The 17,055-nt window shown below is 74.8% G+C and carries 16 protein-coding genes; 8 read left to right on the top strand and 8 right to left on the bottom strand.

What is annotated here, in order from left to right; translation table 11 throughout:
* Window positions 1-34: 34 nt before the first annotated feature.
* From DQ238_RS07390 to dnaA, 5 genes are all read right to left on the bottom strand, one after another.
* Window positions 35-568 carry a DUF721 domain-containing protein gene (locus DQ238_RS07390; RefSeq protein ID WP_113780646.1) on the bottom strand — a complete coding sequence of 178 codons (534 nt, stop codon included), beginning with the start codon at window positions 566-568 and terminating at the stop codon, window positions 35-37.
* Window positions 565-1,779: a DNA replication/repair protein RecF gene (gene recF, locus DQ238_RS07395; protein ID WP_113780647.1), complete on the bottom strand. Its 1,215-nt coding sequence runs from the start codon at window positions 1,777-1,779 to the stop codon at window positions 565-567. The genes DQ238_RS07390 and recF overlap by 4 nt, the downstream gene beginning before the upstream one ends.
* 39 nt (window positions 1,780-1,818) lie before the next feature.
* Window positions 1,819-2,847: a phosphogluconate dehydrogenase (NAD(+)-dependent, decarboxylating) gene (gene gnd, locus DQ238_RS07400; protein ID WP_113780648.1), complete on the bottom strand. Its 1,029-nt coding sequence runs from the start codon at window positions 2,845-2,847 to the stop codon at window positions 1,819-1,821.
* Window positions 2,848-2,942: 95 nt separating this feature from the next.
* The gene (gene dnaN / locus DQ238_RS07405) at window positions 2,943-4,106 is read right to left on the bottom strand and encodes a DNA polymerase III subunit beta (protein ID WP_233495790.1); all 1,164 of its coding nucleotides are present in this window, start codon (window positions 4,104-4,106) and stop codon (window positions 2,943-2,945) included.
* 844 nt (window positions 4,107-4,950) lie between these two features.
* Window positions 4,951-6,738 carry a chromosomal replication initiator protein DnaA gene (gene dnaA / locus DQ238_RS07410; protein WP_199506189.1) on the bottom strand — a complete coding sequence of 596 codons (1,788 nt, stop codon included), beginning with the start codon at window positions 6,736-6,738 and terminating at the stop codon, window positions 4,951-4,953.
* Between the two features lie 596 nt (window positions 6,739-7,334).
* Here dnaA and rpmH point away from each other — a divergent pair.
* The 8 genes from rpmH to DQ238_RS07450 all read left to right on the top strand — a co-directional run bounded on the left by rpmH (window position 7,335) and on the right by DQ238_RS07450 (window position 13,229).
* Window positions 7,335-7,472, top strand: coding sequence for a 50S ribosomal protein L34 (rpmH, locus tag DQ238_RS07415; RefSeq protein ID WP_089305879.1), 138 nt, complete (start codon window positions 7,335-7,337; stop codon window positions 7,470-7,472).
* Between the two features lies 1 nt (window position 7,473).
* Window positions 7,474-7,857, top strand: a complete 384-nt coding sequence (rnpA, locus tag DQ238_RS07420) for a ribonuclease P protein component (RefSeq protein ID WP_113780649.1) — start codon at window positions 7,474-7,476, stop codon at window positions 7,855-7,857.
* Window positions 7,854-8,228 carry a membrane protein insertion efficiency factor YidD gene (gene yidD, locus DQ238_RS07425; RefSeq protein ID WP_233495791.1) on the top strand — a complete coding sequence of 125 codons (375 nt, stop codon included), beginning with the start codon at window positions 7,854-7,856 and terminating at the stop codon, window positions 8,226-8,228. Before rnpA ends, yidD begins: the two co-directional genes overlap by 4 nt.
* On the top strand, window positions 8,221-9,540 hold the full coding sequence (yidC, locus tag DQ238_RS07430) for a membrane protein insertase YidC (protein WP_113780650.1): 1,320 nt from the start codon (window positions 8,221-8,223) through the stop codon (window positions 9,538-9,540). The genes yidD and yidC overlap by 8 nt, the downstream gene beginning before the upstream one ends.
* Window positions 9,541-9,630: 90 nt before the next feature.
* On the top strand, window positions 9,631-10,341 hold the full coding sequence (locus DQ238_RS23645) for a protein jag (protein WP_113780651.1): 711 nt from the start codon (window positions 9,631-9,633) through the stop codon (window positions 10,339-10,341).
* Window positions 10,338-11,009 (top strand): 16S rRNA (guanine(527)-N(7))-methyltransferase RsmG, encoded by a 672-nt coding sequence (gene rsmG, locus DQ238_RS07440; RefSeq protein ID WP_113780652.1) that lies wholly within the window; start codon window positions 10,338-10,340, stop codon window positions 11,007-11,009. Before DQ238_RS23645 ends, rsmG begins: the two co-directional genes overlap by 4 nt.
* Window positions 11,010-11,094: 85 nt before the next feature.
* A complete protein-coding gene (locus tag DQ238_RS07445) occupies window positions 11,095-12,180 on the top strand; it encodes a ParA family protein (RefSeq protein ID WP_113780653.1) in 1,086 nt (361 codons plus the stop codon).
* Window positions 12,177-13,229, top strand: coding sequence for a ParB/RepB/Spo0J family partition protein (locus DQ238_RS07450; RefSeq protein WP_113780654.1), 1,053 nt, complete (start codon window positions 12,177-12,179; stop codon window positions 13,227-13,229). Before DQ238_RS07445 ends, DQ238_RS07450 begins: the two co-directional genes overlap by 4 nt.
* Window positions 13,230-13,317: 88 nt before the next feature.
* Here DQ238_RS07450 and DQ238_RS07455 read toward each other — a convergent pair whose 3' ends face one another.
* From DQ238_RS07455 to DQ238_RS07465, 3 genes are all read right to left on the bottom strand, one after another.
* Entirely contained in the window at window positions 13,318-14,313 is a 996-nt protein-coding gene (locus DQ238_RS07455) for a D-alanine--D-alanine ligase (RefSeq protein WP_113780655.1), read from the bottom strand.
* A complete protein-coding gene (locus tag DQ238_RS07460; RefSeq protein ID WP_113780656.1) occupies window positions 14,310-15,698 on the bottom strand; it encodes a PLP-dependent aminotransferase family protein in 1,389 nt (462 codons plus the stop codon). The genes DQ238_RS07455 and DQ238_RS07460 overlap by 4 nt, the downstream gene beginning before the upstream one ends.
* 208 nt (window positions 15,699-15,906) lie before the next feature.
* A complete protein-coding gene (locus DQ238_RS07465) occupies window positions 15,907-17,049 on the bottom strand; it encodes an N-acetylmuramoyl-L-alanine amidase (RefSeq protein WP_233495793.1) in 1,143 nt (380 codons plus the stop codon).
* Window positions 17,050-17,055: the final 6 nt, after the last annotated feature.

Below are 17,055 nucleotides of genomic sequence, written 5' to 3' on the forward strand. Positions count from 1 at the left end.
TCCTCCCGGAGCGGCCCGGAGGCGGGCTGCGCTCCTATCCGTACGTGTCCCGCGGTCCGCGCGCTCCGCGCACCGCCCGGGGGCCCTTCTTCCAACTCGGGGCCGTCGGTCCGACAACGCGCAGCCGGGTCACGACGTCCCCGCCGACCGAGGCGCGCAGCTTGCCCAGGATCGTCGGCGCCAGCAGCCGCAGCTGGGTGGCCCACGCGGTGGACTCGGCGACCACCAGCAGCTCGCCGTGGGTGAGGGTCTGCGGGGTGCAGTGGGCGGCGATGTCCGGGCCGACCAGGGCCGACCAGCGGCCGAACACCGCTCCCACCTTGGTGTGCTCGGTCCAGTCCTGGTTCTGGACCAGCGAGTCGACCAGCCGGCCCAGCGGCTGCGGGTCGTCGTCGCCGGGTCGGGCGCCGGTCCAGGTGCGCCGCGGGCCGGCGATCCGTCGCCGGGTGGGCCGGGGCCGGGCCGCCGACGCCACGCGGGCGGCCTCCAGCGCCGCGCGTGCGATGTCGCTGGGCCGGGCCGGCGGGGTGTCACCGGGCCGCGCGGGCCGCTCGCCGTCCGCACTCATCGGGCACCTCCGTCGAGCAGCGCGCCGCCCACGGCGGCGTCCCCGGTCGCGTCCTCGGCCGCCCCGGCGGCCAGCGGCACCACCCGCCCGCCGGCGACCTCCACCACGGTGCCGCGCAGCTCGGCCGGGACGTCGTCGAGCACCGCGGCCGTGACCAGCGCCTGCTCGGCGGAGCCGGCCACCGCGGCCAGCGCCGCCCGCCGGCCGGCGTCCAGGGTCGCGAACACGTCGTCCAGCACCAGGATCGGCTCCTCGCCGTCGGCGCGCAGCAGCGCGAAGCAGCCCAGCTTGAGCGCCAGCGCCAGCGACCAGGACTCGCCGTGGCTGGCGAACCCCTTCGCCGGCAACGACCCCAGGGACACGACCAGATCGTCGCGGTGCGGACCGACCAGCGTCATCCCGCGGTCGACCTCCTCGGCGCGGCGCCGGGCCACCTGCTCGCTCAGCGCGGCGGACAGCTGACGGTGGGTCGGCAGCGCCGTCCCGGGCCGGATCGGCGTGCCGTCACCGGCCAGCGGAACGGTGCTGGCGTAGCCCAGCGCGGCTCCCGCGGCGTCCGGTCCGGCGACCTGGGCGTAGGCCCGCGCCACGTGCGGCGCCAGGTCGGCGACCAGCTGCAGCCGGGCGGCCAGGAGCTGCCCGCCGAGGTCGGCCAGGTGCCCGTCCCAGACCTCGAGGGTGGCCAGGGAGCTGCCGCGGGCCAGCCGGGCGGTCTTGAGCAGCGCGTTGCGCTGCCTGAGCACCCGGTCGTAGTCGCTGCGCACCCCGGCCAGCCGCGGCGTGCGGCTGGAGAGCAGGTCGTCGAGGAACCGCCGCCGCTCGGCGGGGTCGCCGCGGACCAGGACGAGGTCCTCCGGGGCGAAGAGCACGGACTTGACCAGGCCGAGCAGCTCCCGAGGCCGCGGCAGCGCGGCCCGGTTGACCCGTACCCGGTTGGCCCGCCCCGGGTTGATCTCGACCTCGACGAGCAGCTCGCGGTCCGCACGGCGCAACGCCGCGCGGACCACCGCCTGGCTCGCGCCCTGCCGGACCAGCGGGGCGTCGCCGGCGACCCGGTGGCTGTCCATCGTGGCCAGGTAGCCGACCGCCTCGACCAGGTTGGTCTTGCCCGCGCCGTTGCGGCCGACGAAGACCGTCGCCCCGGGACGCAGGGCGAGGTCCACCCGCTCCCAGTTGCGGAAGGACGCCAGCTGCAGGTGCCGCAGGTACACCTCAGCTCGGCGACCCGGGGACGGCCGGCACGGACGGACTCATGCCGGGCGCTCGACCTCTCCCTCGCGGATGGCGTGCACCGCGTGCCCACCGAACTGGTTGCGCAGCGCGGCGACGGCCTTCATCGTCGGCGAGTCGTCCTGCCGGGAGGCGAACCGGGCGAACAGCGCCGCGGAGATCGCCGGCATGGGGACGGCGTGGTCGATCGCCTGCTCCACGGTCCAGCGGCCCTCGCCGGAGTCCTCGGCGTACCCGCTGATCTTCTCCAGGTCCGGGTCCTCCTGCAGCGCGCGCACCAGCAGGTCGAGCAGCCAGGAGCGGATGACCGTGCCCTGCGTCCAGGAGGCGATGACGCCGGGCACGTCCTCGACCAGGTCGACGGCGGTCAGCAGCTCGTAGCCCTCGCCGTAGGCCTGCATCATCGCGTACTCGATGCCGTTGTGGACCATCTTCGCGAAGTGCCCGGCCCCGACCGGGCCGGCGTGCACGAACCCGGCACCGGGCAGCTCCTGGCCGGACGCGTCCTTGGGCGCCTGCGGCCTGAGCGCGTCGAAGATCGGCTGCACCTTGGCAACGTCCTCCTTGGTGCCGCCGACCATCAGCGCGTAGCCGTTCTCCAGGCCCCACACCCCGCCGGAGACACCGGCGTCGATGTAGCCGATGCCCTTCTCCGCCAGCATCTCGGCGTGCAGCTTGTCGTCGGTGAACTTCGAGTTGCCGCCGTCGACCACGACGTCGCCGGGGTCGAGCAGGTCCCCGAGCTCGTGGATGGTGGCGCGGGTCGGATCCCCGGCGGGCACCATCACCCAGATCACCCGCGGCGTCGACAGGGCCTGGACCAGTTCCTCCAGGCTCTCGACGTCCCGCCTGCCCGGTGCGCGGTCGTACCCGACGACCTCGTGGCCGGCGTGGCGCACCCGCTCGGCCATGTTGCCGCCCATCTTGCCCAGCCCGATCAGCCCCAGCTGCACGATGCAGTCCTCTCCTCGCAGGTGTCCGGCCTCGGTTGCCCATCGTGCTCGGTGGGCGCGGTCCGCGCGACGGGGCCCGCCGCGGCCCTCCTGCATGGTCCCTGGCCCCGTCTCGGGTCCCGCCCCGAGCGTGCGAGGGGTGGGGAGGACGGGGTCCTTCTCCGAGGAGCGGGGGGCAGGAGGGTCCTTCTTCAGCCGGGCAGGCGCACCGGCATGATCAGGTAGCGGTAGCTGCCCGGGCGCTCGGCGGGGCGGGCGGGCGCCCGGCCGTCGCCGGCGTCCTCGTCGGCCGCCGGCTCCTGCACACCGGAGAGGACGGCGGGCTTGAGCGGGCTGGTGAAGTCCATCCGCGCCCGCGGCGTGTGCACCGCGGCCAGGCCGTCGAGCAGGAACGTCGGGTTGAAGCCGATGGTCAGCGGGTCGCCGTCGAACTCGACGTCGCACCGCTCCTCGGCCTGGCCCTCGTCGTCGGTGCCGCCGGCCCGCAGCGTCACCTGGCCGGGGGTGAACTCGCAGCGCAGCGGCGTACCCCGCTCGGCGACCAGCGCCACGCGCTTGGCCGCGTCGGTGAACAGCCCGACCGGCAGCGTGGCATTGGCCTGCGACTCGGTCGGCATGATCGCCCGGTACTTCACGAACTCCGCGTCCAGCAGCCGGGTCGTGGTCTGCCGGTCCTTGCCGGACAGCCCGAGGATGCCCTCCCCGGAGCCGCCGGAGGACAGCGAGACGACGATCTCCGGGCCGCTGGTCAGGGTCCTGGCCGCGTCGGCCAGGGTGCGCGCCGGCACCAGCACGGCGGCGGTGACCCCCGGGGTCTCCGGCCGCCAGGCGAACTCGCGCACGGCCAACCGGTACCGGTCGGTCGCGGCCAGGGTCACCCGGTCGCCGTCGATCTCCAGCCGGACACCGGTGAGCATGGGCAGCGTGTCGTCACGCCCGGCGGCGACGGCCACCTGGCCCACCGCCTCGGCGAACACGTCGCTGTCCACCACGCCGGCCGCCGACGGCATCACCGGGAGGGACGGGTAGTCCTCGACCGGCAGGGTCGGCAGGCTGAACCGCGCGTTGCCGCAGGAGATGGCCAGCCGTGCCCCCTCCGCGCGGACGTCCACCGAGTGCGGCGGCAGTGCCCGGGTGATCTCGGCGAGCAGCCGGCCCGGTACCAGCGCGCGGCCGCTCTCGGTGCCCTGGACGTCGACCTCGGCGCGGGCGGAGACCTCGTAGTCGAACCCGGACACCGACAGCTGGCTGCCGTCGACCTCGAGCAGGATCCCGGCCAGGACCGGGACCGACGGCCGCGGCGGCAGGCTGCGCGCCGTCCAGGCGACGGCGTCGGCGAGCACCTCACGTGCCACCCGGAACTCCATGACCTTCCCCACCCCAGCTCTGTCGTCTGCGCTCCTGCTGCGCTGCTCATCGTGCCCTGTGCGACCGACATGCGGACGGCCGCTGCTCCCACCAGGTCGTTCTCCAGCGCTGCGTCCCCACCCTGACTGTGGTTCGAGAAAGCCCCGATCTCTCTCCTTCGTCTTCGTCATCACTGGTGTGGAACCTGGGGACAGAGCCTGTCCCCGCAGGTCAGCGCCCGAGTCGACGTGTTGACGAGTTGTGGGTGGACGACCGTCGGCTGTTGTCGACACGTGGACATCTCGACGGTCGTGCACACCGGTCGCCGTCTTTCCACGCCCTGTCCCCCGGTTCTCCCAGCGTCGTCCCCAGCTCGTACCCAGGGCCACGACCGGTCCGGCGGTCGTCCACCGCACCGACGAGGGCGGACTCGGATCCGTGCTGGTCGAGGAGGAGCCGGGAAATCACACGGTCGTGCGGATCGGCGGTGCTTCCGGGCCGGTCGTGACCCCTCGTGAGGGGACGAGGTGAGATCTCCCCAGGCTGTGCACATCCCTGGGGACAACTCGTCGACGAGTCGACCGGGGTCACCGGTCCAGGTCAGCGGCGAGCCGCGCGGGACGCCGGGACGATGCCGGCACACCGGTCCACACCGGCTGTGGACAGCGATGACACCGTCGTCCTCGCAGGCATGACGGAGGGGCTCCACGGCGGCCGGGGACGGCACGTGGCCGCGGTGGTCGGGAGGAGTGGGGCCCGCAGGGTCCCCGACGAGCGGCCGGGTGGGCTCCATGCTGCTGGGGGACGGCCGTTGGCCGCGGTGTCGTCCGGTAGGACGACGATGTCATCGCCTCACTGCCGGGCGCGGCTCTTGATCCGGGCGGTGAGCTCGGTGACCTGGGTGTAGGTGGCCCGCCGCTCGCTCATCTGGTTGGTGATCTTCTTGACCGCGTGCATGACCGTGGTGTGGTCCTTGCCGCCGAAGGACGCCCCGATCCGCGGCAGGGACAGCTCGGTCAGCTCCCGGCACAGGTACATCGCGATCTGCCGGGCGTTGACCAGCGTGCGGCTGCGGTTGGTGCCCTGCAGCTCCTCCATCGTCACGGAGAAGTACTCCGCGGTGGCCGCCATGATGATCGCGGCGGTGATCTGCGGACCCTGCTCGTCGCTGATCAGGTCCTTGAGCACCAGCTCGGCCAGCGGCAGGTCCACCTGCTGCTTGTTGAGGCTGGCGAAGGCGGTGACCCGGATCAGCGCCCCCTCGAGCTCGCGGATGTTGGTCTGCACCTTGCTGGCGATGAACTCCAGCACCGCGTCGGGCACCTGCAGCCGCTCGCCGTAGGCCTTCTTGCGCAGGATCGCGATGCGGGTCTCCAGGTCCGGCGCCTGGACGTCGGTGATCAGCCCCCACTCGAAGCGGGTGCGCAGCCGGTCCTCCAGCGTGGTCAGCTTCTTCGGCGCCCGGTCGGAGGTGATGACGATCTGCTTGCTGGCGTTGTGCAGCGTGTTGAACGTGTGGAAGAACTCCTCCTGCGTCCGCTCGGCGCGCTCCAGGAACTGGATGTCGTCGATGAGCAGGAAGTCGATGTCGCGGTAGCGGCGGCGGAAGTCCTCGGCGCGGCCGGAGTGCACCAGGTTGATGAACTCGTTGGTGAACTCCTCGGTGCTCACGTAGCGCACCCGCACGCTCGAGTACATGCGCGCCGCGTAGTGCCCGATCGCGTGCAGCAGGTGGGTCTTGCCCAGCCCCGAGTCGCCGTAGACGAACAGCGGGTTGTAGGCCCGGGCGGGCGCCTCGGCGACGGCGACCGCCGCGGCGTGGGCGAACCGGTTGCTGTTGCCGATGACGAAGCTGTCGAAGACGTACTTGGGGTTCAGCCCCGGGTCCTGCGTGCCGGCCGGTGCCCGCCGGTCGCCGAAGAGGGGGACGGCGTCCCCGCCGCGCCCGCCCGCCGCCCGGCCCTCGCCGCGGCGGCCCCGGCCGCTGCCGGCCGAGGGCCGCTGCTGCTCGGCCAGTGCACCGGTGTCCAGGTCGAAGGGCAGGACGGCGGCTCCGTCCTCGTCCGGGTCGGTGCCCCCCCAGTCGCGGTCGGTGGCACGGGTGCTGCGCTCGGCGGGTCGGCGGGTCGGCGGGCTCCAGTCCGTGGGCGCCCACTCCTCGACGTCCCGGTCGGCGCCGGGATCGTCGGCCGGCTCGGGTGACCCGGCGGCCTCGCGCTCCCAGGTCAGCGGCCGGGAGACGTCGGCGCGGATCCCGAAGGCGCTGCGGCCGTCGTCGGCACGGTCACGGGTCTCCCGGTCCTCCTCGGCCCGCTGCGCCTCGACCGCCGACCACGGCCGCCGGGTGGGGACCTCGGGCTCGGCGCCGCCCTGCTCGGCGGCGGTGTCGTCGACCTGGACGGCGACGCGGATGGCGCGGCCCAGGTGCTCCGACAGGGCCTCGGCCAGCACACGGCGCATCCGGGACTCCAGCACCGTCTGGGTGAACCCGTTGGGCGCGGCCAGCACCGCGGTGTCCTCGAACACCCCGACCGGCCGGGTCAGGCTGAGCATGGCGTTCTGCTGCGGGGACAGGCTCGCCGCCAGTCGCTCGCGGATCTGGTCCCAGACCGTCGCCAGGTCCACCGTGGCATCGGTCATGGCCGTGTCCTCCCCAAACCGTGTGTCGTCGGCCCCTGCCGCGACCGTCCGCAGCCGGGTCCGTCGTCCCCGGCCAGTCCCCCGCTGTGGACATCCGGGTACACGGCGTCCACACCGGTGTCCACAGGCTGTGCGCGGCCGGCAACTCCTCGCACCGAGGTGCCCCGGTCCGGACCGGGCAGAGGCGTCGTCGCTGGTCAGGAGCGGGGAACGAGCGGTTCTTCGGAGGGCGCGGTGGTCGGTCGACCCAGCGGGGCGGCCCCTGCGCCCGGACGTGGGATCCGGTGCGGAGCGACGGCGACGCTAACAGCCCTGTCCACAGCCCGGCAACGACGCCGGTGACCGGTGGGGGCGGAGCGTCGGGCGCGTCACCCCGCGGGGGCGGCGCGTCACCGCGCACCGTGCCCGCGGCCGACGGCGCCCGAGCGGTCGACGTCCGCCCGGCCCACCGGCTCGCCCGTTCCCTCGGCTATGCTGGCCGGAGTCTGTGGATGCCGGGCACCGGCGGCCGACAGCCGTCGTGTCCTGATCGTCCCTCGCGCGTGCCTGCCCACCAGCGGGTGCGCACCGTCGACGTCGCGTAGTGGGAGTACCTCGTGAGCAAGCGCACGTTCCAGCCGAACAACCGCCGCCGGTCCAAGACCCACGGCTTTCGGCTGCGGATGCGCACCCGCGCGGGCCGGGCGATCATCGCCGGTCGTCGGCGCAAGGGTCGCGAGAAGCTCTCCGCCTGAGGTGCTGCCCGCGCAGGCACGCCTGCGCCGGCGTCCGGAGTTCACCGCGGTCGTCCGGTCCGGTCGGCGTGCCGGGCGGCCGACCATGGTGCTCCACTACCTCCCCGAACGGTCCGTGCCCTCGACCCCCGGCGATGCCGGCGCGGTCGGTGGGCCACGGGCTGGCTTCGTGGTGAGCAGGGCCGTGGGCAACTCCGTGGTCCGGCACCGGGTGACCCGCCGGCTGCGCGCGGTGGTGCGCGATGAGCTGCACCGCCTGCCCGCGTCCGCGGACCTGGTGGTGCGCGCCCGCCCCGAGGCCGCGACCGCCACGTCGGCCGACCTGCGCCGCGACCTGGCCGCGGGGCTCGACCGGGTCCTCGCCTCCCGGGCGCGCACCCGGTGAGCGCCGACGCGGGTGCCGCGGGCACCGGGCGACCGGCCACCGAGCGCGGGCGGGGCGTGGTGGCCCGGGCCCTGCTGGCCGCGGTGGACTTCTACCAGCGGGCGGTCAGCCCGGCGCTGCCGCCCCGCTGTCGCTTCGCCCCCACCTGCAGCGCCTACGCCGCCGAGGCGATCGCCGTCCACGGCGCGGGGCGGGGCGGCTGGCTGGCGCTGCGCCGTCTGGGCAGGTGCGCTCCCTGGCACCCCGGCGGGTTCGACCCGGTGCCGCCCGCGCGCACCGCACCCACCGGAACCGACCGCTCCCCCGAGACCACCCCCGCCGTCCCGTCGGTACGCCGCCGGGCCCCGCAGGAGGAGTCCTCCCGTGCTTGACTGGCTGTACACCGCCATCGCCTGGGTGCTGGCCCGATGGCATGCGCTGTTCTCCACGTTCCTCGACCCGTCCGGTGGCATCGCCTGGGCGCTGTCGATCATCTTCCTGGTCGTCACGGTCCGGCTGATCCTTTTCCCGCTGTTCGTCAAGCAGATCAAGTCGCAGCGGGCGATGCAGGAGCTGCAGCCGGAGATCGCCAAGCTGCGCAAGCAGTTCGGCAGCGACCGGCAGGGCCTGAGCCAGGCGATGATGGCGCTGCAGAAGGAGCGCGGGGTCAACCCGCTGGCCGGGTGCCTGCCGATCGTGCCGCAGATCCCGGTCTTCCTCTCCCTGTTCCACGTGCTGCGCCGGCTGCGGCCCGGCGCCCAGGGGCTCTACAGCTGGTCCTACGAGCTGACCCAGCAGGCCGCCTCGGCCAAGCTGTTCGGCGCGCCGATCTCCGCCTCCTTCAACATGGTCGGGGCCAAGGAGCAGGCGATCCTCGACCTGCCGGGCGTCAGCTACACCAACATCCGCGTCGTCGCGTTCGCGCTCATCGTGATCATGTGCGTGACGACGTACACGACGCAGAAGCAGACGATCAAGCGGACCGGGCCGGTCGAGGGCCAGGCCGCCATGGTGCAGAAGCTGCTGCTCTACGGCATGCCGGCGAGCCTGTTCGTCAGCGGCTTCTTCTTCCCCATCGGCGTCCTGCTGTACTGGATGACCAACAACCTGTGGACGCTCGGCCAGCAGTTCTTCATCCTGCGCAAGATGCCGCCGCCCGGCTCGCCCGCCGCCAAGGCCGGGGCAGCGAAGGGCGGGGCCGCCGCCGAGCGGCCGGCGGTCGACCCGCGCACGCTCGCCCCGAGGCCCGGCGCCAAGCCGGTCCGCCCGAAGCCGGGCCGCCCCGCCGCTGCCGCGCCGGCCGCCGGCGCCGAGGCCGACGGGGCCGAGCCCGCCGGCACGCAGAAGGCCGCGGGCACGCCGAAGGCCGCCGGCGGGCCGAAGGCCGCGGGCACGCCGAAGGCCGCGGGTACCGCGGAGCCGGCCGGCGCACCGGAGGCCGCCGACGCCGCGGAGCCCGCCGGCACGACCGGGTCCACGGGGGACGCGGACACCTCCTCCGGTGGCCGGTCGCGGCCGTCGGGCGCCACCGCGTCCGGTGGCGGGACGCAGCCGCCGGGTGCCACCGCCGGTGCCAACGGCCAGTCGCCCAGCAGCGCGAGCCGGCCCCCGGGCGCCCGTCCGCGCAGCGGTGCCGGCCGGGCCGGTGGTGCCGGTCGGGGCAGCCAGGGACCGGCCAACCGCGGCAAGCGCAAGCGCCGCTGACCCGGTCCGCCGGCGTCCCCCCGGATGCCGGCGGCGGCCGGCCAGAGACCACCGGGCACGCCCGGACGCCCATCCACGGGAGGAGACGCCATGAGCGCCCCACAGCACCCCACCGGCCCGGCCGGCCCGACCAGCGAGGCCACCTCGGGGGCGGTCCTGAGCCCCGTCCCCGACGACGCCCCCGTCCCGGCCGACGCTCCCGTCTCCGCGCAGCCGGACCTGCCGGACCCCGACGAGGACGGCGCAGACGCGGTCCTCGAGCCCGCCGACACCGACGAGGACACCGACGAGGACACCGACGAGGACACCGACGCCGCCGACGAGGCTCCTGCCGAGGCCGACGACCTGCTCGTCCGGGAGGGCGACGTCGCCGGCGACTACCTCGAGCGGCTGCTCGACATCCTCGACGTGGACGGCGACATCGACCTCGACGTCGAGGGCGACCGGGCCTCGGTGGCCATCGTCGGGGCCGACCTGCAGGACCTCGTCGGCTCCGACGGTGCGGTCCTCGAGGCGCTGCAGGAGCTGACCCGGCTGGCCGTCGCGCAGTCGACCGGCGTGCGCAGCCGGCTGATGCTCGACATCAGCGGGTTCCGCGCCCGCCGCCGGGCCGACCTCACCTCGCTGGCCGCCGAGGCCGCCCGCCGCGTCGCCGGCAGTCGCCAGCCCGAGCGGCTTGCGGCGATGAACCCGTTCGAGCGCAAGGTCGTGCACGACGTCATCGCCGGGATCGCCGGCGTGCACAGCGAGTCCGAGGGCGAGGAGCCCAACCGCCGCGTCGTCGTCCTCCCGGATCGGTGACGGGGCCTCCCTCCGCCGACGCCGGCGCCCTCCCGGTCCCGCCGGCTCCGGCCGTCGCCCGGTCGGTCTTCGGAGACGCCCTCACCGACGCCGAGCGCTACGTGGCCCGGCTGGCCACCGACGGAGTCACCCGCGGACTGATCGGGCCACGCGAGGTGCCGCGGCTGTGGGAGCGGCACGTCCTCAACAGCGCCGCGGTCGCCGACGTCGTGCCGCACCGGGCCCGGGTGGTGGACGTCGGCAGCGGCGCCGGCCTGCCCGGCATCCCGCTGGCCCTGGCCCGCCCCGACATCCGGCTCACCCTGGTCGAGCCGATGGCCCGCCGGGTGGAGTTCCTCGAGCAGGTCGTCGGCGAGTTCGGCGCTCCGTGGCGGGTGGTGCGCGGCCGGGCCGAGGAGCGCTCCGTGCGCTCCGCGGTGGGTCCGGTGGACGTCGTCACGGCCCGTGCGGTGGCCGCGCTGCCCCGCCTGGTGGCCTGGTGCCGCGGGCTGCTGCGCCCGGGGGCGCAGCTGGTGGCGCTGGTCGGCGCCCGCGCGGTGGCGGAGCTGCCGGCGCTGGTCCCCGAGCTCGAGGCCGCGGGGATGCGCGACATCCGGCCGCGGGCCGTCGGTGCTGAGCTGGGGGAGGCTGCCACTACCGTGGTCGTCATGACCCGTGGAGCGCGGTGAGCCGTCCGGCCCGGCGTTCCACGTGGAACCCGATGCACGTCCCGAGCCTGTTCCACGTGGAACGGACCGGGAGGGAGGACCCGAGATGACCGACCCGGGACAGCGGCTGCGCCGCAGCCTGGCCGACCAGTCGGCCGGCTCCCCGACGGTCAACGGCATGGCCGACTTCGACAGTCCCATCGCCATGGAGGCGCTGCGGGCCACCCGCGTGCTGCACGCGGCCGACCAGGAACCCTTCCCCGCCCCCGGCCGGATCCGGGTCATCACCATCGCCAACCAGAAGGGCGGCGTCGGCAAGACCACCTCGGCGGTCAACCTCGGCGTCGCGCTGGCGCTGTACGGGCTGCGGACGCTGGTCGTCGACCTCGACCCGCAGGGCAACGCCAGCACCGCGCTCGGCGTGGAGCACAGCGTGGGGACGCCGTCGGTCTACGACGCCCTGGTCGGTGACAGCTCGCTGTCGGAGGTCGTGCACCCGACGACGGCCAGCCCGCTGCTGCGCTGCGTGCCGGCGACCATCGACCTCGCCGGTGCCGAGATCGAGCTGGTGTCGGTCGTCGCCCGCGAGTACCGGCTGCGGCGGGCGATCGAGGCCCACCTGCAGACCCTGCCGCCCGAGCAGCGGCCGCACTACGTGCTCGTCGACTGCCCGCCGTCCCTGGGGCTGCTCACCCTCAACGCGCTCGTCGCCGGGGACGAGGTGCTCATCCCCATCCAGTGCGAGTACTACGCGCTGGAGGGCCTGGGCCAGCTGCTCAACAACATCGACCTGGTCCGCCAACACCTCAACCCGGGCATCGCCGTCCGCACCATCCTGCTGACCATGTACGACGCCCGCACCCGGCTCGCCGACCAGGTGGCCGAGGAGGTGCGCAACCACTTCGGTCCCCTGGTGCTCGACACCGTCATCCCCCGCAACGTGCGGGTGTCCGAAGCGCCGGGCTACGGCCAGTCGGTGTTGACCTACGATCCGGGCTCCCGCGGCTCGACCAGCTACGTGGAGGCCGCCCGCGAGCTCGCTCGGCGCGGTGTGGCCCTGCCGCCGCTGGCCTCGCGGCCGGCGCCCGGGATGCCCGTCGGGGTGTCGGTGGGCGCCGGCACCGACGCCACGGCCGCGCACGGTACGGCCGCCGTCCCCGTCCCCCCGTCCGCTGAGGAGAGGAAACGATGAGCAAGCGTGGCGGCCTCGGCCGAGGGTTGGCGGCGCTGATCCCGACCAGCGCCCCGCCGGTCGAGCAGCCGACGCCGCCCGAGACCGACGACGGCGCTGGGCGCCCCGCCGGGGCGAGCGTCCCCGCGGAGACGCCGGTCGCCGCCCCGGTCCACCTGCTGCCCCCGGCCGCCCAGGCCGCGGCGACGGTGGCCCGGCAGGCGGAGGAGGCCGCGGTCGGCGTCCCCGGGGCGCAGCTGCGCGAGGTCGCCGTCGCCGACGTCGTCCCCAACCCCCGCCAGCCCCGGCAGGTCTTCGACGACGAGGCGGCCGACGAGCTCACCCACTCCGTCCGGGAGTTCGGCCTGCTGCAGCCGATCGTCGTCCGCGAGCACGTCGAGGGCGGCTACGAGCTCATCATGGGTGAGCGCCGGTTGCGTGCCGCCCGGGCGGCCGAGCTGGAGACGGTGCCGGCGATCGTCCGGGACACCACGGACGACGCCCTGCTGCGCGACGCCCTGCTGGAGAACATCCACCGGGTGCAGCTCAACCCGCTGGAGGAGGCGGCGGCCTACCAGCAGCTGCTCGAGGAGTTCGGCGCCACCCACGAGGAGCTGGCGGGCCGCATCGGCCGCAGCCGCTCGCAGGTCACCAACACCATCCGGCTGCTCAAGCTGCCGGTGAAGGTGCAGACCCGGGTCGCCGCCGGCGTCATCTCGGCCGGGCACGCCCGAGCGCTGCTCGGCCTGCCCGACCCCGAGGCGCAGGACGCCCTCGCCGCCCGCATCGTCGCCGAGGGGCTGTCCGTGCGGGCCACCGAGGAGGCGGTCGCGCTCGCCGTCGCCGAGCAGCCGGCGGCCAAGCGGCGTCCCCGCCGGTTCACCGCCCCCGGCGTGGAGGACCTCGCCGGCCGGCTGTCGGACGCCTTCGAGACCAACGTCAAGATCCAGATCGGCCGGGCCAAGGGTCGCATCGTCGTGGAGTTCGGCTCGGTCGACGACCTGCAACGCATCATCGGCCAGATGGCGCCGGACGTCGCCGCCCGCCGTCCGGGGAGCACGCCGGGTTGACCCTCGTCCGCCCGCACGGTCGCGCGGTGCCGTGGAAACGCGGACGCGACCCCGAGGTGCGGCTTCCGTCACCGACGGAAGCCGGCGTTCAGCGGGGTGTGGTCGCCCGGCGGGTGAGCAGCCGGCAGAGGACGTCGCCGAGCCCGTACCCGGCCGCCTCGACAGCCATCGGGAACATCGACGTCTCGGTCAACCCCGGGGAGACGTTCACCTCCAGGAAGTGCACCGCGCCGTCGGAGCTGACGATCGCGTCGGTGCGCGACAGGTCGGCCAGGCCGAGCACCCGGTGCACCTGGACGGCGAGCCCGGCGGCCTCGACCGCCACCTCGGCGGAGACCCGGGCCGGGGCGTGGTACTCGGTGAGCCCGGGGGTGTAACGGGAGGTGTAGTCGAACACGCCCGACTCGGGGGCGATCTCCACCGCCGGCAGCGCCTCGGGCCCCTCCCCCAGGTCGACCACCGACAGCGCCAGCTCCACCCCGGCGACGAACCGCTCGACCATGACGGTGTCGCCGTAGGCGAAGCAGCTGACCATGGCCGCCGGGAGGTCCTCGACCCGGCCGACCTTCTGCACGCCCAGCGCCGAGCCGCCCGAGGCGGGCTTGACCATCAGCGGCAGGCCGAGCCGGGCGACGATCAGGTCGAGCACCGCCCCCGCCCCCAGCTCCCGGAAGGTGCTGTGCGGCAGGGCCACCCAGTCCGGCGTCGTCAGGCCGGCCGAGCGGACGACCGACTTGGCGGCCGGCTTGTCCCACGCCAGCCGGCAGGCCGCGGCCGGGGAGCCGACGTAGGAGACGCCGGCGAGGTCGAGCACCGCCCGCAGCGCGCCGTCCTCCCCCGTGGCGCCGTGCAGCGCGATGAACACCGCGTCGGCCGGGGACACGGCCAGCCCGGGCAGCAGCTCGGCGTCGGCGTCGCGCAGCTCGGCGTCCACCCCGGCCCGGGCGAGCTCCTCGACCACCTGGGTGCCCGAGGAGAGGCTGACCTCCCGCTCCACGTTCAACCCGCCCGCGAGGACGACGGCGCGCAGGGGGTGCTCGGCGGCGCCGGACTGCGCGGTCGGGGCGGCGGCGGGCTCGGTCACGGGTGGTCCTCGTATCGGTCGCTGGCGGCCGGGCCGACGATCGGGTCGATCCCCTGGCGCGCTCCTCGGTCCCCCGCCCGTCCCGTGACGGCCCGGAAGGTGCCGGTGTCGACGCCGTCGAAGGTGGAGTGCAGGTCCAGCTCGGCCTCGATGACGCGGGCCAACCGACGGACACCCTCGCGGATCTGGTCCGGCTCGGGGTAGCAGTAGGACAGCCGCATGAACTCCTGGCCCGACCCGTCGGCGTAGAAGCCGATGCCGGGGACGTAGGCCACGTGCGCGTTGACCGCGCGGGGCTGCATGAGCTTGGCGTCCAGCCCGTGCGGCAGCTGCAGCCACACGTAGAACCCGCCGTCGGGCCTCGTCCAGGTGGTGCCCGGCGGCATGAGCGCCTCGAGCGACTCCAGGGTGGCGTCCCGCCGCTCCCGGTAGAGCTCGGTGAACAGCTTGATCTGCTCGCGCCAGGGCTGGGTGTCCAGGTAGCGGGCGACGGCGTACTGGGTGAGCGAGGGCGGGCAGAGCACCTGCGCCTCGGTGGCCAGCACCAGCTTCTCCCGGACGGCGAGCGGGGCGAGCACCCAGCCGACCCGCAGGCCCGGGGAGAAGGTCTTGGAGAACGACCCCAGGTAGACGACCCGGTCGGCGTCGCGGGCACGCAGCGCGCGCATCGGCTCGTGGTCGAAGCCGAGCAGCCCGTACGGGTTGTCCTCGACGACCAGCAGGTCGTAGCGGTCGGCGATGTCGATGACCGCCCGGCGGCGCGGCTCGGAGAGCGTCACCCCGGCCGGGTTGTGGTAGTTGGGCACGGTGTAGAGGAACTTCACCCGGTCGCCGCCCGCCCGGCACTCCAGCAGCGCCTGCTCCAGCGCCTCGGGGACCAGCCCGTCGTCGTCCATCGGAACGTGCCGGACCCGCGCCTCGGCGGCCTGGAAGACGCCCAGCGCGCCGACGTAGGAGGGGCCCTCGGCGAGGACGACGTCGCCGGGGTCGCAGAAGACGCGGGTGACCAGGTCCAGCCCCTGCTGGGAGCCGACGGTGACGACGACCTCGCTGGGCGAGGCGTCGGTGATGCCCTCCAGGGCCATGACGTCGCAGATCCGCTCCCGCAGCCGCGGGTCGCCCTGGCCGGAGCCGTACTGCAGCGTCTGCGCGCCCATGCCCGAGACCAGCTCGCCGATCATCGAGCCAACCGCGTCCAGCGGCAGCGCGGTGACCGCGGGCATGCCGCCGGCCAGCGAGACCACCTCGGGGCGGCTCACCACGGAGAACAGCGCCCGGATCTCGGAGGTCTTCATCCCGTGGGTGCGTGCTGCGTACCGGTCGGCCAGCGGGTCCAGCCGCGGGTGGCGGGGCGCGTGGAGTGGTTGCGCCGCGTGGGGGTGCACACCGGGGCCCGGGGGGGTGCCGGGCGGGAGGGAGACCACCCGTCGAGTGTACGGAGCAGGGCCACGGCGCCCCTGGGACACGGCAGCCGGACGGACCGGTCGGTCACACCGGTCCCGGGAGACACCGGTGCACCCGTCGTGGGCATGGGAAGCGATACCTGCGTCGTGGCCGTGCAGACGCACGTATCGCTTCCCATGCCCAGGGGGGTCAGCGGGCGCGGGGGAGGACGAACGTGCCGGTGGGCGGGTCGGCCTCGGCGGGCAGGAACAGCCGCTGGACGGCGGCCAGGACGGCGCTGGCGACGGTGCTGCGCAGCCGGGCGTCGAGCAGCAGCAGCCGGTCGACCGGGTGGGAGAGGTAGCCGCAGTCGAGGCGCACGGCGGGCATGCGGGTCGCGCGCAGCAGGTCCCAGGTCTTGGCGTGCGAGCCCAGGTCGAGCATGCCGGTGCGGGCGACCATCTCGCGGCGCACCAGGCCGGCGAACTGCTCGCCGACGGTGGAGGACGCGCCCGAGCCGGTGCCGTAGTAGTAGCTGGCCACCCCGCGGGCGTGCTCGGAGCCGTGCGCGTCCAGGTGCAGGGAGAGGAACAGGTCGGCGTGGGCGTCGTTGGCGAACGCCGTCCGCTCGGTCGGCGTGGGGGCCTGGTACCGGCCGCGGGTCAGGTAGACGGTGGCCCCGGCCGCGGCGAGCCGGCCCTCGATGCGGTAGGCCAGGTCGAGGACCAGGTCGGCCTCGGTCGTCTCGCCCGCGGTGAAGCCGGGATCGGGTCCGCCGTGCCCGGGGTCGACGACGATGCGCCGGCCGATCAGGTGGGGGCCGCTCTCGACGAAGTGGGCGCTCTGCCGCAGCAGCTGCGGCCGCCCGCCGGTGACCTTGCGGCCCAGCTGGCGCAGCGCGCGCAGCGTGGCGGGGCCGCAGGTGCCGTCGGCGGTCAGCCCGTAGTCGCGCTGGAAGGCCCGCAGTCCGACCTCGGTCTCCGGGCCGAAGACGCCGTCGACGGGGCCCGCGTCGTAGCCGAGTTCGTGCAGCCGCTCCTGCAGGCTGGTCACGTCGTCCCCGCGCGTCGGCCGCTCGGGATCGTGGTGCAGCAGCCGGTCGCCCAGCTTCCAGCGCGCCTCGGACAGGGCGCGGTAGGTCTCCTCGCCCACGCGGCCGTCGACGGAGAGCCCGCGGACCTGCTGGAAGTGGCGGACGGCGAGCTCGGTCGCGGCGTCGTAGACGGCCTGGCCGAGTGCGTCGTCCCCGTCGGCCAACAGCAGCCCGAGGGTGCGCAGGGCGGCGTGGACGTCGGCCACGGCGGGGCCGCGGTCCCCGGGACGCAGGGGTTGCATGCGGCTGTCGGTTCCCATCGTGGG

The organism is Geodermatophilus sp. TF02-6, from assembly GCF_003319115.1.
Taxonomy (GTDB): domain Bacteria; phylum Actinomycetota; class Actinomycetes; order Mycobacteriales; family Geodermatophilaceae; genus Geodermatophilus.

Coding starts and splice junctions, on each gene's coding strand:
- DQ238_RS07390 (WP_113780646.1), bottom strand. CDS start 568: ATGAGTGCGGACGGCGAGCGGCCCGCGCGGCCCGGTGACACCCCGCCG.
- DQ238_RS07465 (WP_233495793.1), bottom strand. CDS start 17,049: ATGGGAACCGACAGCCGCATGCAACCCCTGCGTCCCGGGGACCGCGGC.
- gnd (WP_113780648.1), bottom strand. CDS start 2,847: ATGCAGGAGGGCCGCGGCGGGCCCCGTCGCGCGGACCGCGCCCACCGA.
- DQ238_RS07450 (WP_113780654.1), top strand. CDS start 12,177: ATGAGCAAGCGTGGCGGCCTCGGCCGAGGGTTGGCGGCGCTGATCCCG.
- DQ238_RS07445 (WP_113780653.1), top strand. CDS start 11,095: ATGACCGACCCGGGACAGCGGCTGCGCCGCAGCCTGGCCGACCAGTCG.
- DQ238_RS23645 (WP_113780651.1), top strand. CDS start 9,631: ATGAGCGCCCCACAGCACCCCACCGGCCCGGCCGGCCCGACCAGCGAG.
- dnaA (WP_199506189.1), bottom strand. CDS start 6,738: ATGACCGATGCCACGGTGGACCTGGCGACGGTCTGGGACCAGATCCGC.